Source organism: Paraferrimonas haliotis (assembly GCF_002282895.1).
Classification (GTDB): domain Bacteria; phylum Pseudomonadota; class Gammaproteobacteria; order Enterobacterales; family Shewanellaceae; genus Paraferrimonas; species Paraferrimonas haliotis.
Window position 1 is genome coordinate 363,456 of sequence record NZ_NRRB01000003.1, and the last position, 19,502, is coordinate 382,957.

General features: G+C 47.5%; 17 protein-coding genes. 6 read left to right on the plus strand and 11 right to left on the minus strand.

Annotation, left to right across the window (positions count from 1 at the left end):
* Positions 1-13 precede the first annotated feature (13 nt).
* Positions 14-868 carry an ammonia-dependent NAD(+) synthetase gene (gene nadE / locus CLC91_RS08310; protein ID WP_095498465.1) on the plus strand — a complete coding sequence of 285 codons (855 nt, stop codon included), beginning with the start codon at positions 14-16 and terminating at the stop codon, positions 866-868.
* Positions 869-932: 64 nt separating this feature from the next.
* Here nadE and der read toward each other — a convergent pair whose 3' ends face one another.
* From der to CLC91_RS08355, 9 genes are all read right to left on the minus strand, one after another.
* On the minus strand, positions 933-2,390 hold the full coding sequence (gene der, locus CLC91_RS08315; protein ID WP_095498466.1) for a ribosome biogenesis GTPase Der: 1,458 nt from the start codon (positions 2,388-2,390) through the stop codon (positions 933-935).
* 91 nt (positions 2,391-2,481) lie between these two features.
* Positions 2,482-3,669 carry an outer membrane protein assembly factor BamB gene (bamB, locus tag CLC91_RS08320; RefSeq protein ID WP_095498467.1) on the minus strand — a complete coding sequence of 396 codons (1,188 nt, stop codon included), beginning with the start codon at positions 3,667-3,669 and terminating at the stop codon, positions 2,482-2,484.
* 10 nt (positions 3,670-3,679) lie between these two features.
* A complete protein-coding gene (locus CLC91_RS08325; RefSeq protein WP_095498468.1) occupies positions 3,680-4,303 on the minus strand; it encodes a YfgM family protein in 624 nt (207 codons plus the stop codon).
* 27 nt (positions 4,304-4,330) lie between these two features.
* On the minus strand, positions 4,331-5,614 hold the full coding sequence (hisS, locus tag CLC91_RS08330) for a histidine--tRNA ligase (protein ID WP_095498469.1): 1,284 nt from the start codon (positions 5,612-5,614) through the stop codon (positions 4,331-4,333).
* A 125-nt stretch (positions 5,615-5,739) separates the two neighbouring features.
* Positions 5,740-6,852: a flavodoxin-dependent (E)-4-hydroxy-3-methylbut-2-enyl-diphosphate synthase gene (gene ispG / locus CLC91_RS08335; protein ID WP_095498470.1), complete on the minus strand. Its 1,113-nt coding sequence runs from the start codon at positions 6,850-6,852 to the stop codon at positions 5,740-5,742.
* 1 nt (position 6,853) lies between these two features.
* Positions 6,854-7,774 (minus strand): RodZ domain-containing protein, encoded by a 921-nt coding sequence (locus CLC91_RS08340; protein WP_095498471.1) that lies wholly within the window; start codon positions 7,772-7,774, stop codon positions 6,854-6,856.
* Positions 7,774-8,547, minus strand: a complete 774-nt coding sequence (pilW, locus tag CLC91_RS08345; RefSeq protein ID WP_095498472.1) for a type IV pilus biogenesis/stability protein PilW — start codon at positions 8,545-8,547, stop codon at positions 7,774-7,776. The genes CLC91_RS08340 and pilW overlap by 1 nt, the downstream gene beginning before the upstream one ends.
* 29 nt (positions 8,548-8,576) lie before the next feature.
* On the minus strand, positions 8,577-9,698 hold the full coding sequence (locus tag CLC91_RS08350) for a bifunctional tRNA (adenosine(37)-C2)-methyltransferase TrmG/ribosomal RNA large subunit methyltransferase RlmN (RefSeq protein WP_095498473.1): 1,122 nt from the start codon (positions 9,696-9,698) through the stop codon (positions 8,577-8,579).
* 176 nt (positions 9,699-9,874) lie between these two features.
* Positions 9,875-11,434 (minus strand): ammonia-forming cytochrome c nitrite reductase subunit c552, encoded by a 1,560-nt coding sequence (locus CLC91_RS08355; protein ID WP_095498474.1) that lies wholly within the window; start codon positions 11,432-11,434, stop codon positions 9,875-9,877.
* A 373-nt stretch (positions 11,435-11,807) separates the two neighbouring features.
* On the opposite strand from CLC91_RS08355, the gene CLC91_RS08365 reads away from it, so the two are divergent.
* On the plus strand, positions 11,808-12,857 hold the full coding sequence (locus tag CLC91_RS08365) for a CNNM domain-containing protein (protein ID WP_095498476.1): 1,050 nt from the start codon (positions 11,808-11,810) through the stop codon (positions 12,855-12,857).
* Here the strand turns inward: CLC91_RS08365 and CLC91_RS08370 are convergent, their stop codons facing one another.
* Positions 12,858-13,496: a hypothetical protein gene (locus CLC91_RS08370; protein ID WP_095498477.1), complete on the minus strand. Its 639-nt coding sequence runs from the start codon at positions 13,494-13,496 to the stop codon at positions 12,858-12,860.
* A 278-nt stretch (positions 13,497-13,774) separates the two neighbouring features.
* On the opposite strand from CLC91_RS08370, the gene CLC91_RS08375 reads away from it, so the two are divergent.
* The 4 genes from CLC91_RS08375 (at position 13,775) to CLC91_RS08390 (ending at position 18,844) form a co-directional block, all read left to right on the plus strand.
* Positions 13,775-15,943 (plus strand): efflux RND transporter permease subunit, encoded by a 2,169-nt coding sequence (locus tag CLC91_RS08375; protein WP_158220717.1) that lies wholly within the window; start codon positions 13,775-13,777, stop codon positions 15,941-15,943.
* The gene (locus tag CLC91_RS08380) at positions 15,930-16,637 is read left to right on the plus strand and encodes a hypothetical protein (RefSeq protein WP_095498479.1); all 708 of its coding nucleotides are present in this window, start codon (positions 15,930-15,932) and stop codon (positions 16,635-16,637) included. The genes CLC91_RS08375 and CLC91_RS08380 overlap by 14 nt, the downstream gene beginning before the upstream one ends.
* Entirely contained in the window at positions 16,628-17,677 is a 1,050-nt protein-coding gene (locus tag CLC91_RS08385; protein ID WP_095498480.1) for a 3-oxoacyl-ACP synthase III family protein, read from the plus strand. The genes CLC91_RS08380 and CLC91_RS08385 overlap by 10 nt, the downstream gene beginning before the upstream one ends.
* A gap of 126 nt (positions 17,678-17,803) precedes the next feature.
* Positions 17,804-18,844 (plus strand): energy transducer TonB, encoded by a 1,041-nt coding sequence (locus tag CLC91_RS08390; protein ID WP_095498481.1) that lies wholly within the window; start codon positions 17,804-17,806, stop codon positions 18,842-18,844.
* A gap of 6 nt (positions 18,845-18,850) precedes the next feature.
* Here CLC91_RS08390 and CLC91_RS08395 read toward each other — a convergent pair whose 3' ends face one another.
* Positions 18,851-19,357 carry a GNAT family N-acetyltransferase gene (locus CLC91_RS08395; protein WP_233132599.1) on the minus strand — a complete coding sequence of 169 codons (507 nt, stop codon included), beginning with the start codon at positions 19,355-19,357 and terminating at the stop codon, positions 18,851-18,853.
* Positions 19,358-19,502: the final 145 nt, after the last annotated feature.

Sequence of the window (19,502 nt, forward strand, 5' to 3'; positions counted from 1 at the left end):
ACCGCACACATTAATGGCCAATCAGCAATCACAACAGCAACTTATCGCATCGATCCAACAAGAAATGCAAGTCAAACCCGAGATTGATTTAGCCTTTGAAGTTCAGCATCGAATCGACTTTATAAAACAGCAACTCATTCAGTCTGGGCTCACCAGCTTAGTCTTGGGCATCAGTGGCGGTGTTGATTCGTCAACTTGCGGTCGACTGTGTCAATTGGCGGTGGAGCAACTCAACCAAGACCTTAACCAGAAACGCTATCGATTTATTGCGGTTCGCCTGCCCTATGGTGTGCAAGCGGACGAACAGGATGCCCAAAGAGCGCTCGCTTTTATCCAACCGGATGTAACCCTGACCATCAACATTCAAGCCGGTGCCGATGGTATCCACAACAGCGTACTAGCAGCGTGTAATGCCGCTGGACTGGAGCCTCAGCCTGCTGAGCACGTCGATTTCACCAAAGGCAATACCAAAGCTCGAATGCGCATGGCTGCGCAGTTCCAGGTGGCGGGTCTGTATCGCGGCTTAGTTCCGGGTACTGATCACAGTGCTGAGAATATTATGGGGTTTTACACTAAGTACGGCGACGGCGCCTGCGATTTAGCACCGCTATTTGGCCTTAGCAAACGGCAAGTTCGGGCGTTGGCTGAACACTTAGGCGCCCGCGAAACTATTTTTGCAAAAGTTCCAACCGCCGACCTAGAAGATGGGCAACCTTTGCTCGCTGACGAAGTTGCCCTTGGAGTGAGCTACGATCAAATCGACAATTTCTTGGAAGGAAAACCGGTTAACGACGATGCCCTTGCCACTATCTTGAGAACGTATCAGCGCACCATACACAAGCGAGTTGCCATACCCACGCCAAACTAGCCACTGATTTCGTCACAAAAAAGCCAGCGTTATGATTCGCTGGCTTTTTGTTGTTCGTAAGTGACTAACGTTTACCACTCTTAGCGGCTCGCAGTGCCCGTCGGCGTTTGTGCTGCTGAGCAACCGTTAACTTCTCTTTCTTGTCCTCATAAGGGTTAGCCCCCTCTTGCAACTGAATTCGAATCGGACTGCCCACAATGTTCAAACTGCGGCGGAAGTAGTTCACTAAATAACGACGATAGCTCTCCGGCAATGCCGATACCAAGTTGCCGTGAATCACCACAATCGGCGGATTATAGCCACCTGCGTGGGCGTATTTCAGCTTAATACGACGACCTTTAGCCATGGGCGGTTGGTGATCTTCGCTGGCCATTTTTAAAATCCGAGTCAGCATAGCGGTACTCACCCGTCGCGTTGACGAGTCATAGGCTTCTTCTACCGACTCATACAAATGACCAACACCCGTGCCATGCAACGCTGAAATGAAATGCAACTTGGCAAAGTCGATAAAGCCTAGGCGTCGATCCAATTCGCTTTTAATGCGGTCTTTCGCTTCCGCATCCATACCGTCCCATTTGTTGACCGCAATCACGAGCGCACGTCCGGCATTAAGCGCAAATCCGAGTAAGCTCAAATCTTGATCGGTAATCCCTTCATGAGCATCAATCACCAATAGCACCACGTTGGCATCTTCGATGGCTTTCAAGGTTTTAATGACCGAGAACTTCTCAACCACGTCATGCACCTTGCCGCGACGACGCACACCTGCAGTGTCAATCAACACGTAATCGCGCTCTTCACGACTCATAGGAATATAAATACTGTCGCGAGTGGTTCCCGGCATGTCATAAACCACCACCCGATCTTCTCCCAAAATACGGTTTGTGAGTGTTGACTTACCCACGTTAGGCTTGCCAATAATCGCCAGTTTAATCGGCAAACTGGCAAGGTGCTCTGCTTGCGCCTCGGCATCCGCTTCGGTTGGAAACGCGGTCATAACGTCTTCAACCGCAACCACCTCGGGTTGCCCTTCTAACAGTTCAGACAAAGACTTCTCTAGCAATTGACTAACACCACGCCCATGAGCCGCAGCCACTTTATGCACTTCGCCTAAGCCTAAGGCATAAAAATCCGCTACTGCGGTGTCAGCATCGATGCCGTCACATTTATTGGCAACCACATAGGTGGTTTTCTCACGACTGCGCAAATGCTGGGCAATGGCTTCGTCGGCGACGGTCAAGCCTGCTCGTGCATCGGTGAGGAACAGCACCACATCCGCTTCTTCAATGGCGGCCAGCGACTGCTCTGCCATATGCACTTCGATGCCATCCTCAGTGCCGTCAATACCACCGGTATCGATTAAAATGAACTCTTTGCCATCCAATACGGCTTGTCCATACTTGCGGTCACGAGTCAATCCCGGAAAATCCGCTACTAGCGCATCTCGGGTTTTAGTTAAGCGATTGAATAGGGTCGACTTTCCTACGTTTGGACGACCTACCAATGCGACCACTGGAATCATGTTATTGCCTCTATGTCTTGGCGGCTAAAAGCGCTCAAATAAAAAGCCCTCGGAAACACTCTCCAAGGGCTTGGTAAAGTGAATTTAGAACTTACTTCAGTTCAATTTCGGCGACTTTGCCATCGCGAGATTGAACCCATACTTTGCCATCCACTATTAGGGGTTGGCTATATAAACCGGAACTGTCAACCTGTACTCGACCAACTATGCTGCCGTCGGCAAGACTGAATACGTGCAAATAGCCTTCGAAATCACCGGCAACCACATAGTTACCAATAACTTGCGGAGCAGTCAAACTACGGTTGGTTAAATCCGTGTTGCGCCATAATTCTAGGCCATTGCGACGGTCTACGGAATAAACTCGGCTAAAATCATCGACCATTAATAAGTTAATACCGGAAACCGCCAGCTCGTTAAAGCTTGAATATTGTCGACTCCATTTAACTCGACCGGTGCGCAATTCTAATGCCGATAGGTTACCGTTGTAGCCCACCACGTATATGGTATCACCGATAATCAGCGGCTTAACATCAATGTCCGATACCCGATCCAATTCGTTGGTGCCTTTTTGCTGAACCGTTGGCACTTCCCAGGCTAACTGGCCATTATTCACCACCAATACCGATACTTTGCCGTCAGCGCCGCCAACAAACACACCGCCGGAATTAAAGGCGGGTGAGCTGGTGCCACGAAGGGTCAGCGTAGGCAATTGCATTTGATGCTTCCAACGCTCTTCGCCGGTTTGGATATCGAACGCCATAATGGCACCCGAGCCGGTATGGACAATAATGAAGTCTTCAGCAATTAAAGGAGCCGACAACAATTCACCATCGGTGCGACTGGCCCACACTCGCTCTCCGGTCGCTTGATCAAACGCGACTAGAAAGCCAATTTCGCTGCCAAGAAAGACTTTGTTACGCGCAGTAACCAAACCCGATGCGACTTTAGCCCCTTTGTTTTTCGAAAGTGGAGTATCGCGAAAGTTCTCACTGAAGTTCTTTTCCCATACCACGTCACGAGTTTCTAAATCGATTGCGGCGAGCTTACCGTAGCGATCCGCTACGAACATTTTGCCATAGCCGACCGTAGGGCTTAATCGAGAATAGTAATCCTCTACACCATCACCAATGCTGGTATCCCAAACAATTTCAGCTTGAACACTGGCTTCAAATTCTTGAAGTTCAGCAATGGGCTCTTCTTCCACGTCGCTAGAGCTGCACGCGGATAGAGCCAAAACGGCTAACATTGCACTGGTTATGGAACTGCGCCACACTTTCATCTGCTGCTCCTTAGCTAGCGACGTTTAGATTGTCCAGTTTCATCTGCAATGAAGGACCATTCATAGCACCGCCTTCAGCCAGTGCTTGTTGATAAGCTTCTTTAGCTTGTTCCAATTTACCTTGGCGAGCAAGGATATCGCCTTTCACTTCCGCCACTTGACCGACGAACGACGGTTGCGACACTTGGCTTAGTGCCGCCAGCGCTTGTTCGTAATTACCTTGCTCAGCGTCGATACGAGCCATACGAATGGTCGCCACTTGCTCTAGACCGCCGCCAAGTTTACTGTCCACTACTTTTTGCAAAGCAGCCTTTGCTTTGTCCAAGTCACCGGCTGCAACCGCAGCTTTAGCAGCAAGAAGCTGCAGCAAGGCATCGTATCCAGGCTCTTTATAATCCGCTGCAAAGGTTTCTGCTGAGCTAATAAGTGCAGCATCCGATGCGGAACTGGTAACAATTTGCTGATAAGCCGCCGACGCGGTTTCCGCTTTTTGTTGTTGGTAATCGCTGTAGTAATTCCAACCAAACAAACCACCCAGACCTAAAGCGGCCCCAAGAACCATGGAACTGCCATAGTCTTTCCAAAATTTCTTAATCGCTTCTACTTGTTGTTCTTCTGTGCTGTAGGTTTCCACTTGGAATTCCCCTTTCAATATCTAAGTCTAAACTGAACCAATTTGTGTACGTATCGCGTCGACAAGCTCTGTTTGAGCGATACTTTGCTGTTGTTGTTGGCTGCGAAGTGGTTTAACTACCGCCGTATTAGCGCTGACTTCATCGTCACCGATAATTATCGCTACCTGCGCCCCGCTTTTATCGGCACGCTTCATTTGTTTCTTAAAGTTACCGCCACCACAATGGCTCATTACCCTAAGGTGCGGCAGCTGATCCCTCAAATTCTCCGCCACTTTCATGGCTGCTGACACCGCGTTGTCACCCATAGCGGTCACATACACATCGGCTATTGCAGGCGAATCGTCTACTTTACCTAATTCCGTCAGTAATAGCACCAAACGTTCCAGTCCGGATGCAAAACCGACTGCCGGTGTCGCTTTACCGCCAAGCTGTTCTACAAGGCCATCGTAACGGCCTCCCGCAAGCACGGTACCTTGAGCACCAAGGCTGGAGGTTACCCACTCAAATACGGTTCGATTGTAGTAATCGAGTCCGCGAACCAATCTTGGGTTAACGACGTATTGGATGCCAGCTTGGTCTAACAGTTCACGTAACCGTTGAAAATGTTGTTGAGTTTCTTCTCCAAAATAATCAACAAGCGCTGGCGCATTCTCTAACAAGGCTTGGGTTGATTGACTTTTGCTGTCTAATACTCGCAGCGGGTTTGAATACATTCTGCGTTGACTGTCTTCATCGAGCATGGCTTTGTGTTGCTCTAAATACGCAGTCAACGCCTCGCGATAGCGGCCACGCTCTTCACTATCACCCAGGGTATTTAACTCCAAAGTAACGTGCTCGGAAATGCCTAGTAACTTCCATAGGCGCGCCGACATGATCAAGACTTCGGCGTCAATATCTGGTCCTTTCAAACCATAGACTTCGACACCGAACTGGTGAAATTGACGATAACGCCCTTTCTGTGGACGCTCATGGCGGAACATTGGGCCAACGTACCACAATCGTTGCTCTTGATTGTAAAGCAAGCCATGTTGATTACCGGCTCGTACCGTTGATGCAGTGCCTTCAGGGCGCAGGGTTAAGCTATCGCCGTTACGGTCTTCAAAGGTGTACATTTCCTTTTCGACAATGTCGGTCACTTCACCAATGGAACGTTTGAATAAGTCGGTGCTTTCAACGATGGGGGTTCGAATCTCGCTGTAGCCGTAGCTTGCGGTAAGCTCACGTATGGCTTGTTCCAGTTTGTGCCATGCGGGCGTTTGTGAAGGCAGCAAGTCGTTCATACCACGAATTGCCTGAATTTGTTTGGCCACTTAAGAATCTCTAGTCGATAGTTTTCAAAGTTAATCGGTGCGCTATTATAGGCGCATCACCAATAAACGTAAAACCGATGGCCTCGCCGCCATCGTTGGCGTTAACGCGAGGCGTCGCGGTTTGGTTATTCGGGTTTCAAGGTCGCTATGGTTTGTTGAACCTGCGCCGCTTTCGCTCGGATCTTTTTCTCTAATTGATCCACAATGTCGTCGTTATCAATGCGTTCCTTTTGACGACTGCCATCTAGGTAATAGCCAGATTTGCGATTTCCACCGGTTAACCCCAGATCCGATACCAAAGCTTCCCCTGGACCGTTCACCACGCACCCAATAATAGATACATCCATGGGGGTAATAATATCTTCTAGGCGCTCTTCTAGGGCGTTTACCGTATTAATAACATCGAATTCTTGGCGAGAGCATGATGGGCAGGCAATAAAGTTAATGCCACGGCTGCGAATGCGCAACGATTTTAAAATATCAAACCCTACTTTGATCTCTTCAACCGGGTTAGCAGCTAACGAGATCCGCAAGGTATCGCCGATGCCTTCAGACAACAGCATGCCCAAGCCAATGGCGGATTTCACCGCACCTGCTCTAAATCCACCCGCCTCGGTAATACCTAAATGAAGCGGCTGTTCAATTTGCTTGCTTAACTGACGGTACGATTCAACCGCTAAAAAAACATCGGAAGCCTTAACACTGACCTTAAACTGGTCAAAATTAAATTTATCGAGAATGTCGACATGGCGCATGGCTGATTCAACCAAGGCCTCAGGTGTCGGCTCATGGTATTTATCCATGATGTCTTTTTCTAATGAGCCGCCATTAACACCAATTCTAATGGGAATGTTGTTATCTTTAGCACAATCGACAACCGCTTGGATTCGAGTTTCGTTACCGATGTTTCCTGGATTAATTCGCAGACAGTCGGCGCCGTATTGAGCCACCTGTAATGCGATGCGGTAATCGAAGTGAATATCAGCCACTAGCGGAACATTAACTTGCTGCTTGATGAGCTTAAAGGCTTCGGCGGCATCTATGGTCGGTACTGATACGCGAACAATGTCTGCACCGACATTTTCCAGCGCTTTGATTTGTGCGACCGTCGCTTCAACATCAGTGGTACGAGTGTTGGTCATTGATTGCACTGTTATAGGCGCATCTCCACCAACGGCGACATCTCCAACGTATATCTTTTTAGTCTTGCGACGAATAATTGGGTTTTCACTAAACATATTACGATTCACCTAATGGGTACGTAAAACGCGCCACTCTATCTTGGTATTGAGACAAATCGACCGTTTCACCATTTAAGGTAATGGACACTGAATTTGGGGCGCCAATAACAAAGTTAAGCGGAGGCTGCACTGAAACTTCAATTTGAGAACCACTCTTTTTAAGGCCATTTACCAGCATGCTACCGCTGGCATCGCTAACCTGCATCCAGCACTCTTCAGCGACCTTAATCAGCAGCACTGCATATTCAGGTTCAATAGCAGCAGTCGCTTCAGGCTCGCTGGCGTTATCTTTATCGGCCTCAACAGAGGTGATACTGGCGTCGGCATCAGATTGCGCATCGACAGCAATTGACGTCAGCGAGGATTCTAATTGCGCCGCTTCTTGTAATAAACGCTCTGACTCATTCATTGGCTCAATCGGGTCATTAACGGCCACTTGAGCGGCTAACTCTTCTTGAGGCGCTTGGGAGAAATCAGGTCCAACCGGCGTTTCATCGCGCTGAATCCACCACAAAACCAACAAACAAAACAAGACTAAAAACACCAAATAGGACACTAGAGTAATGCGTTTATCCAGTGCTTGCTTACTGGTTTTACGAGAAAAACTGGTCATATCATGGTCGGTATGAATCAGTTGCTGCTGCAACACAGCTTGAATGTCGCTGACATTTAACCCCACGACACGTGCGTAATTGGTTACATACCCTTTAACGTAGGTGTTATTGGGAATGTTGTCGAAATTGTCTTGCTCAAGTTCGCTGATTAAACTGACTCTCAGTTTTAATCGATTCGCTACTTGCTCCACAGTCATGCCTTCTGCGGTGCGAGCTTCTTGCAGCATTTGTCCCACGCTAAACGGAAGCAATTCTTGTTGCTCGTCTATCGTAGGCTCATGTTCATTGGTGGCTTGATTGGTCATTAGTTGTATTCTGCTCGGTACTGCTTGGCTTGTTGCGATCGAGGGAACTTAGCCAGCAACAAAATTCCATATCGCTTGGCCGCTTCAACGTCACGCAGTTGTTGCTCGATTTGCACACCTAACAGCAAACTTTGTGGCGTTTGAGAGGCCAAGTCGTGGTATCGCTCCAAGGCTTTTTGAGCGCCTGGATAATCTTGTTCGACAACAGCAATGTTCACCAGTTCGATTAATGACAATGAGCGTCGAGGAGAATAATTAAGAGCCTGCTCGAAATAGCCCGCTGCGCGCTGGTGTTCACCGGCTTCCAAGGTACACAGACCCAAATTCTCATAAGTGCTGGCCATTGAGGTGTATCTCGGAGCGGCCACGGCTCGTAACATCATTTGCTCTGACTCAGCGTAGTCCCCTTGTTTACACAGATACACACCAAAGTTATTGAGTACATCGCCATTGTTAGGCTCGATTCTTAGCGCTCTGCGGTAAGCATCTTTGGCCAGCTCATGTTCGGATACCGACTGAAAATAATAGGCTCGCCCTAAATACACCTCAGCTGAACGGGGGTCCAACTCCAGTGCTTTATCTAGGTTAAATTTTGCTTTTTCCATGTCGTTTTGCTGCAAATAAGCGAGCCCTAAACGAACTCTATCGGCCGCTGCAGCTTGAAGGTTAGGTTGCTTTTCTTGTACGACTTGGTCGGTTCCAGAATACAGGGTCTGGGTGACGCACCCAGATACCAGTATCGCAGCGCTGATTGCAACAATAAGACGCTTCATAAAATGGTAAAAATATCCGTTTAAACTTGTTATTCGCCCATTGTGACCGAAATTTGCTGTTGTTGCATGCGTTTTTTGACCAATCTTTTGGTGCGATCACGCACATCACCCACTAATTGACCGCATGCAGCGTCAATGTCGTCGCCGCGTGTTTTTCTGACAATTACGGTAATGCCGTATTCCATCAATACTTTGGAAAAGCGATCGATTCTTGAGTTAGATGAACGACCGTAAGGGCTACCTGGATATGGGTTAAACGGAATGAGGTTAATTTTACACGGAGTATCCTTCATCACTTTGGCCAAGGCGTGGGCTTGATCTGTGCTGTCGTTGATGTGATCCAACATCACGTATTCAAGCGTCACCCGTTGACGGTTAGCGTTGGATTTACTGAGATAGGTTCTCACAGATGCTAACAGCGTTTCTATGTTGTACTTCTTATTGATCGGTACCAATACATCACGCAATTCGTCATCCGGAGCATGCAGGCTTATCGCCAACGCTACATCAATGGTATCGCCTAGTTTATCTAACGCAGGCACAACTCCTGAGGTGGATAAAGTCACCCGCCGTTTCGATAGCGCAAAGCCAAGATCGTCAAGCATGATTTCCATGGCTGGAATCACATTCGCCATGTTCAACAGCGGTTCACCCATTCCCATCATTACTACGTTGGTGATTGGGCGCTTGCCCGTTTCCTTTTCAACACCCAGAAAACGTGCAACACGCCAGATTTGGCCAGAGATTTCTGATACCGTCAGGTTGCGGTTAAATCCTTGCTGAGCGGTAGAACAAAATGAGCACTCCAGCGCGCAGCCAACTTGGCTTGATACGCATAAGGTCGCCCGATCGTCTTCCGGGATGTAGACGGTTTCAACTTCTTGGTCTCCCACCGTCATTGCAAATTTTATGGTGCCATCATTCGATTCTTGATAGCTGGCGATTTCAGGGGCCTCGATAACGCACCGAGTGGATAGTTTAGCGCGCAGCTTTTTGTTGATGTTGGTCATTTGTTCAATGTCATCAACACCAAAGTGATACAGCCATTTCATAATCTGGTCTGCACGAAACGGCTTTTCGCCCATTTCAACCAGCAAATCACGCATTCCCTGGCGAGTTAAATCCAATAAATTAATGCGCTTGTCAGACATGAATAACCTCAAAAATCGATACAAACTTCGCCATCGCGACAAAGTGGGGCGGCAGATTTTACAGAGTTTATCGATATTTTTCCAGTTTGCAGCTGTGCAATCACAAAAAAGCCAGTCATATAAATGACTGGCTTTGCGATTAAGTTCTATGAACTAGAGCTATGGAGTAATCACCACTAGTCGTGGATCGAACCGCCTTTCAACTCGTGTGGCCAAGTTTTTTCAACGCGCTCTTTAATGAACTTGTTTTTCTCTTTGACCATTGCATCGTAGTTTAGACCGGCCGCTTTTTGTGCAGCGACTTTAGATGCCTCGTCGTTTAACTTATACACTGGAAGGTTAGCAGGCTTCTTAAGCAAGCTTGCGGCTTTCTTCTCAGCCAAGTTCAACTCATCTTTAGCACGAGTCAACAGACGTTTCGCTTCTTCAGGGTTGTGAGCGTGGATACCGTGTGAAGCGGTTGCACTGTCCCAGAACCATTGAGCATTACGAATGTGAGTGGTTAGCTCTTGCATGTCTTTGTCTTTTGGCAAGGCCGCTTCATAAGCTTTCTTCGCTTCTGCGATGCTCTTACCAGACTCTAGACCCAACACGCCTTTAGACTTCCAAATAGCTTGAGTCCAGAAGTGAATTTGAGTCAAACGACCGTCTACACCGTCTTTACCAAAGCGCATTTCATCGATCTCAGCTTTACGAGCCTTCAAGATGTCATCAATGTCGCCTGAATCGTGACAACCTGAACAATCTTCTGGCAACTTAGCAAAGTCGAAACGTACGTTGTGGTCAGTGTACTCTTGGCCTTTGCTGTTCTTTTGCTTAGGCGTGTGACAGGTAATACAGGTAAAGGTTTCGTGGTTGTATTCGTCCATATCCACGGTTTCGTGGTTGCGACGGTCAGCAAGGTTTTCATACTCTGGGTGCTGAGTTTTCAGCATAGGCGCGCCAGAAATGGCGTTGGTCCAGTCGTTAAAACCGATTAGGTCATAGTAAGCAAGACCTGCTTCGGATGCGTAGCCTTTATAAAGGTCAGTTTTCGCACCATTTTTGCCAATGTACTGGGTCTCAACACCTGGTTTCCATTGGTCCCAAGGGTACTTAACTTTTTTATCGTCCTTGCCGTCAAAGTAGTATTCTACGTGGCACTGTGCGCACACTTGGTTACCTTGTTCAGCGTGATTTTGCTTCTCGAATGGGCGGTCAATCGCATTCATTGCACGAGCCGCATACGGACGTGACAAACGAATGTCGTCTTTACCTAATTCGTGACAGTCAGCACAGCCAATGGTGTTGGCCATTTCGCTGCCCCATTTACCGAATTTGTTGTTGGCAAAGGTACCTTCGCCTACTTCATCGTACATGCGAGCAACGTCTGGCGTTTTACATGACCAGCAAGAAGCGGCCATTGGGCCATCGGTATCGCCCATTGGACCACCGGTACGCAGCGACTGAATCACGTCGGTTACTGCAAAATGATGGCCGCGTGCACGGTTATAGTCTTTAGCGAAGCCGTAACCTGCCCAAGCAATGACTAGGTTAGGGTTAACAACTAGATAGTCTTCAGGAAGACCGTTAGCAGGGTTGTTCTGCTCGGTGCTGGCCCAGGTTTGGTATTGGTCAGGGAATTGTCCTTTCCAGTTGTCGCTGTTATATAGATCGGTTTTGTCTGCTGCGATTGCATGCATGCCCGTGATTGCTGATGCAATGGCTGCGGCAATGGCGATTTTTTTTATTTTCATGGGAACTTTCCTACGCAAAGTTACACTAATGGGATACATCTTTTATACCAGAGCAGATCTTCAAATTTTTGTTCGTTCATTTGATCTGTGATGGCTGCCAACAAAGATATTACTTTGGTAATAGATACCTTCAAAAAAGCCAATACAAACAGCGTGATAGACACCAAAAAAATAAAAACTACCGTTTGCGGTAACGAGACCAAGATCACAGTTAAAATACCTCTATAGAGGTACATGTGTGACCCTAGACACAATTATGGCAATTTATCCTGCACCATTTTGTGATCGATTCATCAGCTAAATTACGTTGGTGAATGACCAGTATCACAGTATGATGAGTTCCTAATAAACTTTACTATAAGCCAAATATTCAATGATTCTTCTAACTGTTTATGTACTTATTGCCATCGGCGTTTCGTTCATGTGCAGCATTATGGAAGCAGTACTTTTATCGGTTACGCCAAGCTATGTGGCCAATCTCAAGCAAACCTCACCCGCTGCAGCCAATCGTTTGGCGAACCAAAAAGATAATGTCGAAGCGCCTCTGGCCGCCATACTAACGTTAAACACCGTAGCCCATACCGCGGGTGCCGCCGGAGCGGGCGCTCAAGCCTCTAAAGTGTTTGGTGACCATATGCTGGGGATATTCTCAGCAATTCTGACGCTATTGATTTTGTTTTTATCAGAAATTATTCCAAAGACCCTCGGAGCAAATTATTGGCGACAATTGGCACCCAGCGTCTCTTTGATGCTGCTATGGCTTGGCAAGCTCATGGCACCATTGGTTTGGGTTTCACTGCAACTGAGTAAGGTACTTGGCCGTGCTGAACCAGGGCACTACGTCCGTCAAGAAATGTCGGCCATGGCTGACATCGGTCGTGAACAAGGTGAATTGGATGAGTCAGAATCTAAGTTTCTCAAGAAAATGCTGAATGCCCGAGAAATGGCCGTCACCGCAGTGATGACGCCAAGAACCGTCATGTTTTCAATGAATCAAGACACCAGTTTGCAGGACTACCATCGCCACCACAATAACTCACCGTTCAGCCGAATACCTGTGTTTGAAGGGAACCCGGATAACGTTACCGGCTATGTGATGCGCAACGACCTTCTTTTAGCTGAGAAATCCGGTCCCACACAACCCTTGGCATCATTGAAGAAAACCATCACCGTGATACCGGAGACCGCAAAAATTCTGGATGTCTTTGAGCTGTTAATCAAGCGCCACAGTCAAATAGCCATGGTTGTGGATGAATACGGCGATATTCAAGGACTGGTGACCCAAGAAGACATCATAGAATCCATGCTTGGATTGGAGATAGTAGACAGCAACGATCCCGTGACCGACATGCAGCGGCTTGCCAGACGACTATGGCAACACCGTATAAAAGAAAAAGGCATCAAAATCAGTCACGAAGATTAGCTAGCTAAACATTTTTTTTAGCTCCTCAGCAAAATCAACAAAGCGTTCCTTAATGGTGCGCTTTATTTTTATGTCTAAGCTACTGAGCAAACTAAAGCCTTCAATGATAATAGTGGGTTGACCCGGCTTACCGCTGCCTCCAGCTCTATTGTCGATGGATCCAAAGACGCAAAACGCTTTGCAAATAACATTCACATTTTCCGGAACGTAAATGGTGTCTCCGGTGAGCAAATGAAAAATATCGATGCGCACCACCGGGTGTTGAAACTGAGCGTCGCTAAAATCCATGGTAGCCGCACTCAGTATACTGGTGGATTTGATTTGTTTAGCGGGTGCAAATACACCGCCTCGATTGCCGCCGCTGAGGATGTTGTAGACCTTATCAACTTCTTCAGCCTCTACAGCGGTCTCTGCTGAGTCGAGCTGTTGCTTCTGCTGCTGATAAGCGTCATTGGTGGTGAGGGGTAAATCTTCCACCAGCGCCATTAGCGCTTCTCCTGAGTTTGCCTCCATAGCAATATCTAACCGTCTTTCAAACGCTTGCGAAGACAATTCATTATGGCTGTAATTCATGATGAGTTGATCAATCACTTCATCGCGAACAACGTTCAACGGGCGATCATTAGGGGTAACAGGCATGGCGATTCCTACGTAGTTAGTGTAAGTGCTCTGATCAGCACAATGAATGACAGACACCAATACAAGCAAGTTCTAAACCAAGTATTTTTACCAATATAAACAACAGGTTAATTTGTGCTACCGAGCCTATTAAGGTGTTCACCATCAAAAAGTAGCATAATTAACCATTTATTAACAAAATGGCGAGCTTGGCGAATGACAAAAAAATAATCATTTGTGGAAAGAAACCACGTCCTGTTAAGGTCTATTCCAATAATAACAAGCGCCTTGAGGAGAACATGGCACAATTTTGGCTCAGCTTGATTTATCAATGCCGTTGGAAACCTGTGCTGTGCTTGTGGTTAATAGCCCTTGCCGTTGCCTTGGTGGGCATTTTTCGCGTAACAATTCAAACCGACATCAGCGCCTATTTTGATCCTAACGATCCGCAGACCAATGCCTTTTATCAGGCCCAAAAAGACTTTAAATTGGACCCGAGTTTGATAATTCTGCTGGAGAAAAACAGTCCTTGGCCCGGTTCGAATGAAGAACGGCAACTGCTTAGATTGGTAGAACAACTGCATACCATCAACGGCATTAAAGGAATTGCAGGCTATCCGCAAACTCTAACTCAAACGCCCTTAAGCCAGCTACCTCGCAAGCAACGTGCCTTGCTCATTAATGATGCACAAACCGCCATCATAATGCAGTTAACGGTAGACCCCCAGACTCTCGCCGATAAACCTCGCTTAGCAAACACTCTTGAGGGGGTATCCCATCAACTTGCAATGTTCGCCGACAAACAACTCGTCGACTATTTTATCAGCGGTGAACTGGCATTAAACTGGCAATACGCACAAATAATACGGCAAGACTTGAAGCGTTTTGCCCTTGGACTCGCCTTACTATTGAGCGTGTTGCTGTTATTTGTTATTCGCCACCGAATTTGGTTGTTGGCCATGGCAGGCTGCGCACTGTTTAGTTTAATCAGTGCCTTAGGGGTGGCCGGTTGGCTTGGGTTATCCCTCGCCGCTATCTCTGCTTTTGTTCCGGTCGTGATTGTTATTTTGTCTCTGGCTTATACCGCCCACCTGTATTTTTCTTGGCGATTGGTGTTGCGGCGAGAGCGATGCGCATATGAAGCGATGAAGTCGAGTTTATCCAGCAATTTATCGCCGTTGTTTTGGGGCGGTATAACCACCATTTTTGGGTTCGTAATACTGGCATTCAGTCCTTCCCCGCCCATTAGCAGTTTCGGTGTGTTGGTGGCCTTTGCCATCGCTTTTAATTTTATAGCAAGCTACGCCCTGCTGGGAGTGGGACTGTGCCACTATTATCGCTCCCGACAACCCTATGCTGCTGAGTTAGTATGGGCTGAACAACCCCTGGCTCGGTTGGTGAGAGGGTGCCAGCGATGGCGTCGGCCATTATTGACAACAACCTTTCTAATAACCGGGTTGTCATTAACCTTTTGCTGGCAACTAAAATTCGATGACGATCCGCTTGGGTATTTTCCTGAAGACAATCCATTCACCCAAGGCACCCAGCGCATCGAGCAAACCTTTTATGGGGTAAATCAATTACATCTTGTTGTAACGAGCGAGGCAAATGACTCGAGTTGGTACGACACTGACTATCGCCAACAGCTTGCAGCTATTCAAGGTTATTTTGAGCAGCGGGATGACGTTACCTTTGTCTCTAGTTTGCTGGATTATAGGGCATCGGCGTCACAAGCCTTGATGGTGGCGATGCAGAGTAATCAGCGCTTGTTCGAGCGAGCCGAGCGGGCTTCAATTCTCAATCAAGCTAAAAAGTCGACACTTATTAGTGTGTATTTGACGCCCACCACCTCAGCACAATTGTTGGAGTTTGAACGCCAATGGCTGCATTGGTTGTCTCAACAAGCGTTTGTCCATGACACCAGTCCCTTACTAGGTCGAACACTTCTGTTTGCGCAATTAAGTCAACACAACGCTCAACGAATGTTGCAAGCGTTTGTGCTCGCGCTGGTATTAGCGTTTAGCACCATTTGCTTGCTGCGCAGAGACGTTTATTTAGCCAGCATTGCCATCATCGCAAATGTGGTGCCCTTATTATGGGCATTCGCCATTTGGCAAATCATCGGTGGCCACATGAGCCTAGGAGCAGCTGTGGTCATGGGGATGATTTTTGGCATTGTAGTGGATGATAGCTTTCACGTTATTTTAAAGACCAGCCCATACCGTTACCTGCATCAAAGACGTCGACGTATGATGGGCATTGCGTCGGCAATATCACTCACCAGTTTAGCTTTGGTGGTCGGCTTTGCGTTAGGGTTACTATCAGACTTTGCTCCCATTGCTGAATTAGGGTTACTCTCAGCAATGGTGATTTTTTTCGCTTGGCTGTTCGATTTATGGTTGTTGCCACTCATACTGCCAAAACAAAAGGTTCAAGCAATTACGGAGGCACCTCGTGAGTCCATCTAGCCGTTGTTTTCCTTTGCCTGCAGATTCACCAATCATTGCGGTGAGCCAAGGTGAGCATGATATTAACCGATGGTTTCGCCAGTTTGCGCCAACGCGACTCTCGTTTACCGATGAGCAGGCTCTAAGCCTCGCCCAACTTATGCCGTTACTCTTATGCGGCGAGCAATCTGCGCAACTCGTGTTTTCGCAACACGCTCAATTGCTCCCCGCAAACAGCCAATCTCAGCGAGCCTTATTACTGGTAGAGCGTGATGAGAGTCGCCACGACCAAGCGTTAGAGTGGGTCTTGCAGCAATTACCAGCCTCATCGCAACAGCACCGCTCGCAACGTTTGTCGCAACGCTTTTATGCCCGTTTAGGACGCAGTCAAACCACGGCGGAACAATTTATCAACATCGCCGCACTGGATGCCTGTGTCACTCAGGTAATGCGAGCCATGTCTGTTAGTACACTGGGGCGTAATCACCCGTTCAGCCAGCTTTGTCAGCTGATAATGCGCGATGAAGCCAAACACGTGTATGTATCTCGTCAATACGCCGCTGAAAACGGCGCGAGTTTCGCCCAAATGCACCAACGGGCGGTAACGATTTCTAACAGCTTGTTTGAACTGTTAAGCAGCCAACACCGTGCGTTCGAGCACCTTGGCGTAGATTTGGATAACTTAGAACGGAAACTGGTAAGTAAATGGCAGTAAAATTTGCAAAGCAAGAGCTTTCCCTGTTAGCGGCGAACGCAATCCTTCCTAATGACAGCGTCTCTAATGAACAGCTATTAGAGGCATTAGGCCAACATGTATCAAGCAAGTACGTTCGCCAAGCTAAAGTCATGCTAAAGCGTCTCGGAATCGAACAACGCCATTTAAGTCGACGGCTAGATGCTCGACGCAGTCAAGCGAGCCCCACCGGAGTTGACATGGCGCAGCAGCTTATTAGCGAGGCTTTGGCCAAAGCCAATCTGGCCACAAGCCAATTGGATTACCTAGTGACTCACACCACCACACCTCATACCCAAGTACCCCCTAATGCAGCTTGGCTCGCCGATACACTCAATTACCACGGTCCGTATATGGAGTTACGACAAGCCTGTTGTGGCTTCGCCAATGCGCTGCAAGTTGCCAGTGGTCTGTGCGCCAACGGCGATCAACACATTGCCATTGTGGGCAGTGAAACCGGCTCGGTGTACTTTGACATTGACGAGTCGTTCATCGACCGCGGCCAATTAGTAAACTACGTACAAATGGGAGACGGTGCCGGTGGTGTCATTGTGGCGCCGTGCAATGGTGAGCGCGCTAAAATCAGCGACATTTATCTGGGCCAGATTGGGGTTGGCAAATCGCCAGGGTTTTATCTTGATGGCGGTGCTAATAGCGTTGGGGATGGCCAGATGGCACGCTTCGACCATGACTTTAGCGCTGTTCGCACCCATGGCCCTAAACTGTTTGAACACGGGCTTGCAGCCATTACTGCCCGAGGCTACTGCTTAGACGATTTTCGTTACATACTGCCTCATCAAGCCAATGGTCACATTGATAGCTTATTGGCAAAGGAATTGGGTATTTCCCCTAGCCGAATCATTAATCATGCAAAGCGCTTTGGTAACCTCGGCTCCGCCGCTATTTGGGTGAGTTTTGCCACGGCTCTAGCTGAATTGCCATTAGAAGCTGGTGATAAAGTGCTAATTCTAGGCGCTGAAGCCACCAAGTACTTATACGGCGGGTTTGTTTATACCCATTAGTCGAGACTGCCGCTGCATGGCTAAAATAACAGCAAGTTGATGAACTTGTAAGCAATTGATAAAGTAACTTTGTTTATTTAGGATCTTGATTACTTAGGATAAGTAGTAAAAAAAGGAATTTGCAGCATGAATAAACTCACCTTATTGTTAGTAGGCGTTAGCCTTGCCCTCACCCCCCTATTATCGGTTTCTAGCGATGCCTTAACGGAAGAAGAGTGGAAACTCGAGGCGTCAATTAGGGTACATCCCAAATACCCAATATCTGCGGCTCGAGAAGGTAAACAAGGTTCGGTAACGATGTCGTTTAGTGTCGACCCTCAAGGTCAGGTTGATGACATCATTTTTTTGAACACTACCAATAATGTATTTTCACCGTTCGCTAAAAAAGCCTTAAAGCAGTGGCAATACCCCAAACTATCAACTGAAAAGGAGAGCTACACTCGAACCGGCACTGTCAGACTCGACTTCACCCTAGGCAGCAGTCCTGAGGAAGTATCACGACGCTTTAAAGCTAAGATTACCGACGCTTACCAACTTATTACCGATGACAAGTTAGAAGAGGTTGCCAAAACCATTCGATCCTTGAGCAAACGTGAGCGGCTAAACAATACCGAAGCGTTTTACTTTAACCTGCTTCAAGCCGACTATTGGCAACAAGTCAAAGACCCAGCCAAAGAGTTGATGTATAGGCTTGAAGCGGCAAGTTTTGATACTCTTGTGCCCAGCAAGATTGCGATGAGAAACCGCTACACAATGATCTCTTTGGCCGCCAGTTTAGGTCAACTTAGGATTGCAGCACACCAATACAATGCGCTAAACGAGTTAACTTCCGACGAGGCGAAAAACTACAGCTCAGCCCTTGAAGGTGTGATGGCTCAAGTACGTGATATTTTCCTAAATAGCTCGAAAATTACCGCTCAAGTGTATGCTCACGAGGAGCATCCGCTTTATTATCCGATATCAGGGCAGTCTGTTGAAGTTTTGCAATTGCCGTCGGGTGACAATGCCGTGCAGCTGCGCTGCCATAATTACATGGGCACCGTGAAACCCACAAAAGCCAAACCAATCGACATAAACACTGACTGGCAAGGCTGTTATTTACTGGTAATGACCGAGCAGAGCGGAGATTTCTACATTCGCGAGCATTTCACTCGCGCAGACAGTTAACCGCTGTTAGCTGTTATCAAGCTCTGTTTTATAGAGCTTAAAGCCTCTGGCTTGATAATTGGTTAAGGCTTTTGGGTGATCTAGGGTGCAGGTGTGCACCCACAACCGCTTAGTCGAAGTTTGCTGCCACGCTTTTTCGATTGCCTGTGACAACAAATAGCCGCCATAGCCTTTGCCTATGAATTTAGGCGCTAAGCCGAAATATTTGATTTCGGTATTGCCATCGGAGTCAAACTCCAGCTCAAAATAACCGGCAATACTGCCTTGGCAATAACCCACCCAGGTGCGAAGTTGCGGACGCTCCACATAATTGCGCCACTGTTGCTCACTATGATTAAGCTTATCGTGCCACTGCCAGTGTTGGCCTACGAGCTGATACAAGTACCGATTAAACTGAAACTCATCAAGTTTCGCTTCCACCACTGTCATATCTTGAGCGGCAGTAATTAGCTTAGCCTGCTCAAATTGCAGCATTTCGAGATAATAAATGGATACTTGCGAGCTTTGCGACACGGTGACTCCTAGCAGGTGCACGACGTAATGATGCCACCTAGTTTGACCGCATTGGAACAGATTGCAACCGCAATTTAAGACAAAAAAATGGCCTCAACAAGTGAGGCCTAAAATATATCTAATCACATTAGCAAGGAGAGATTGG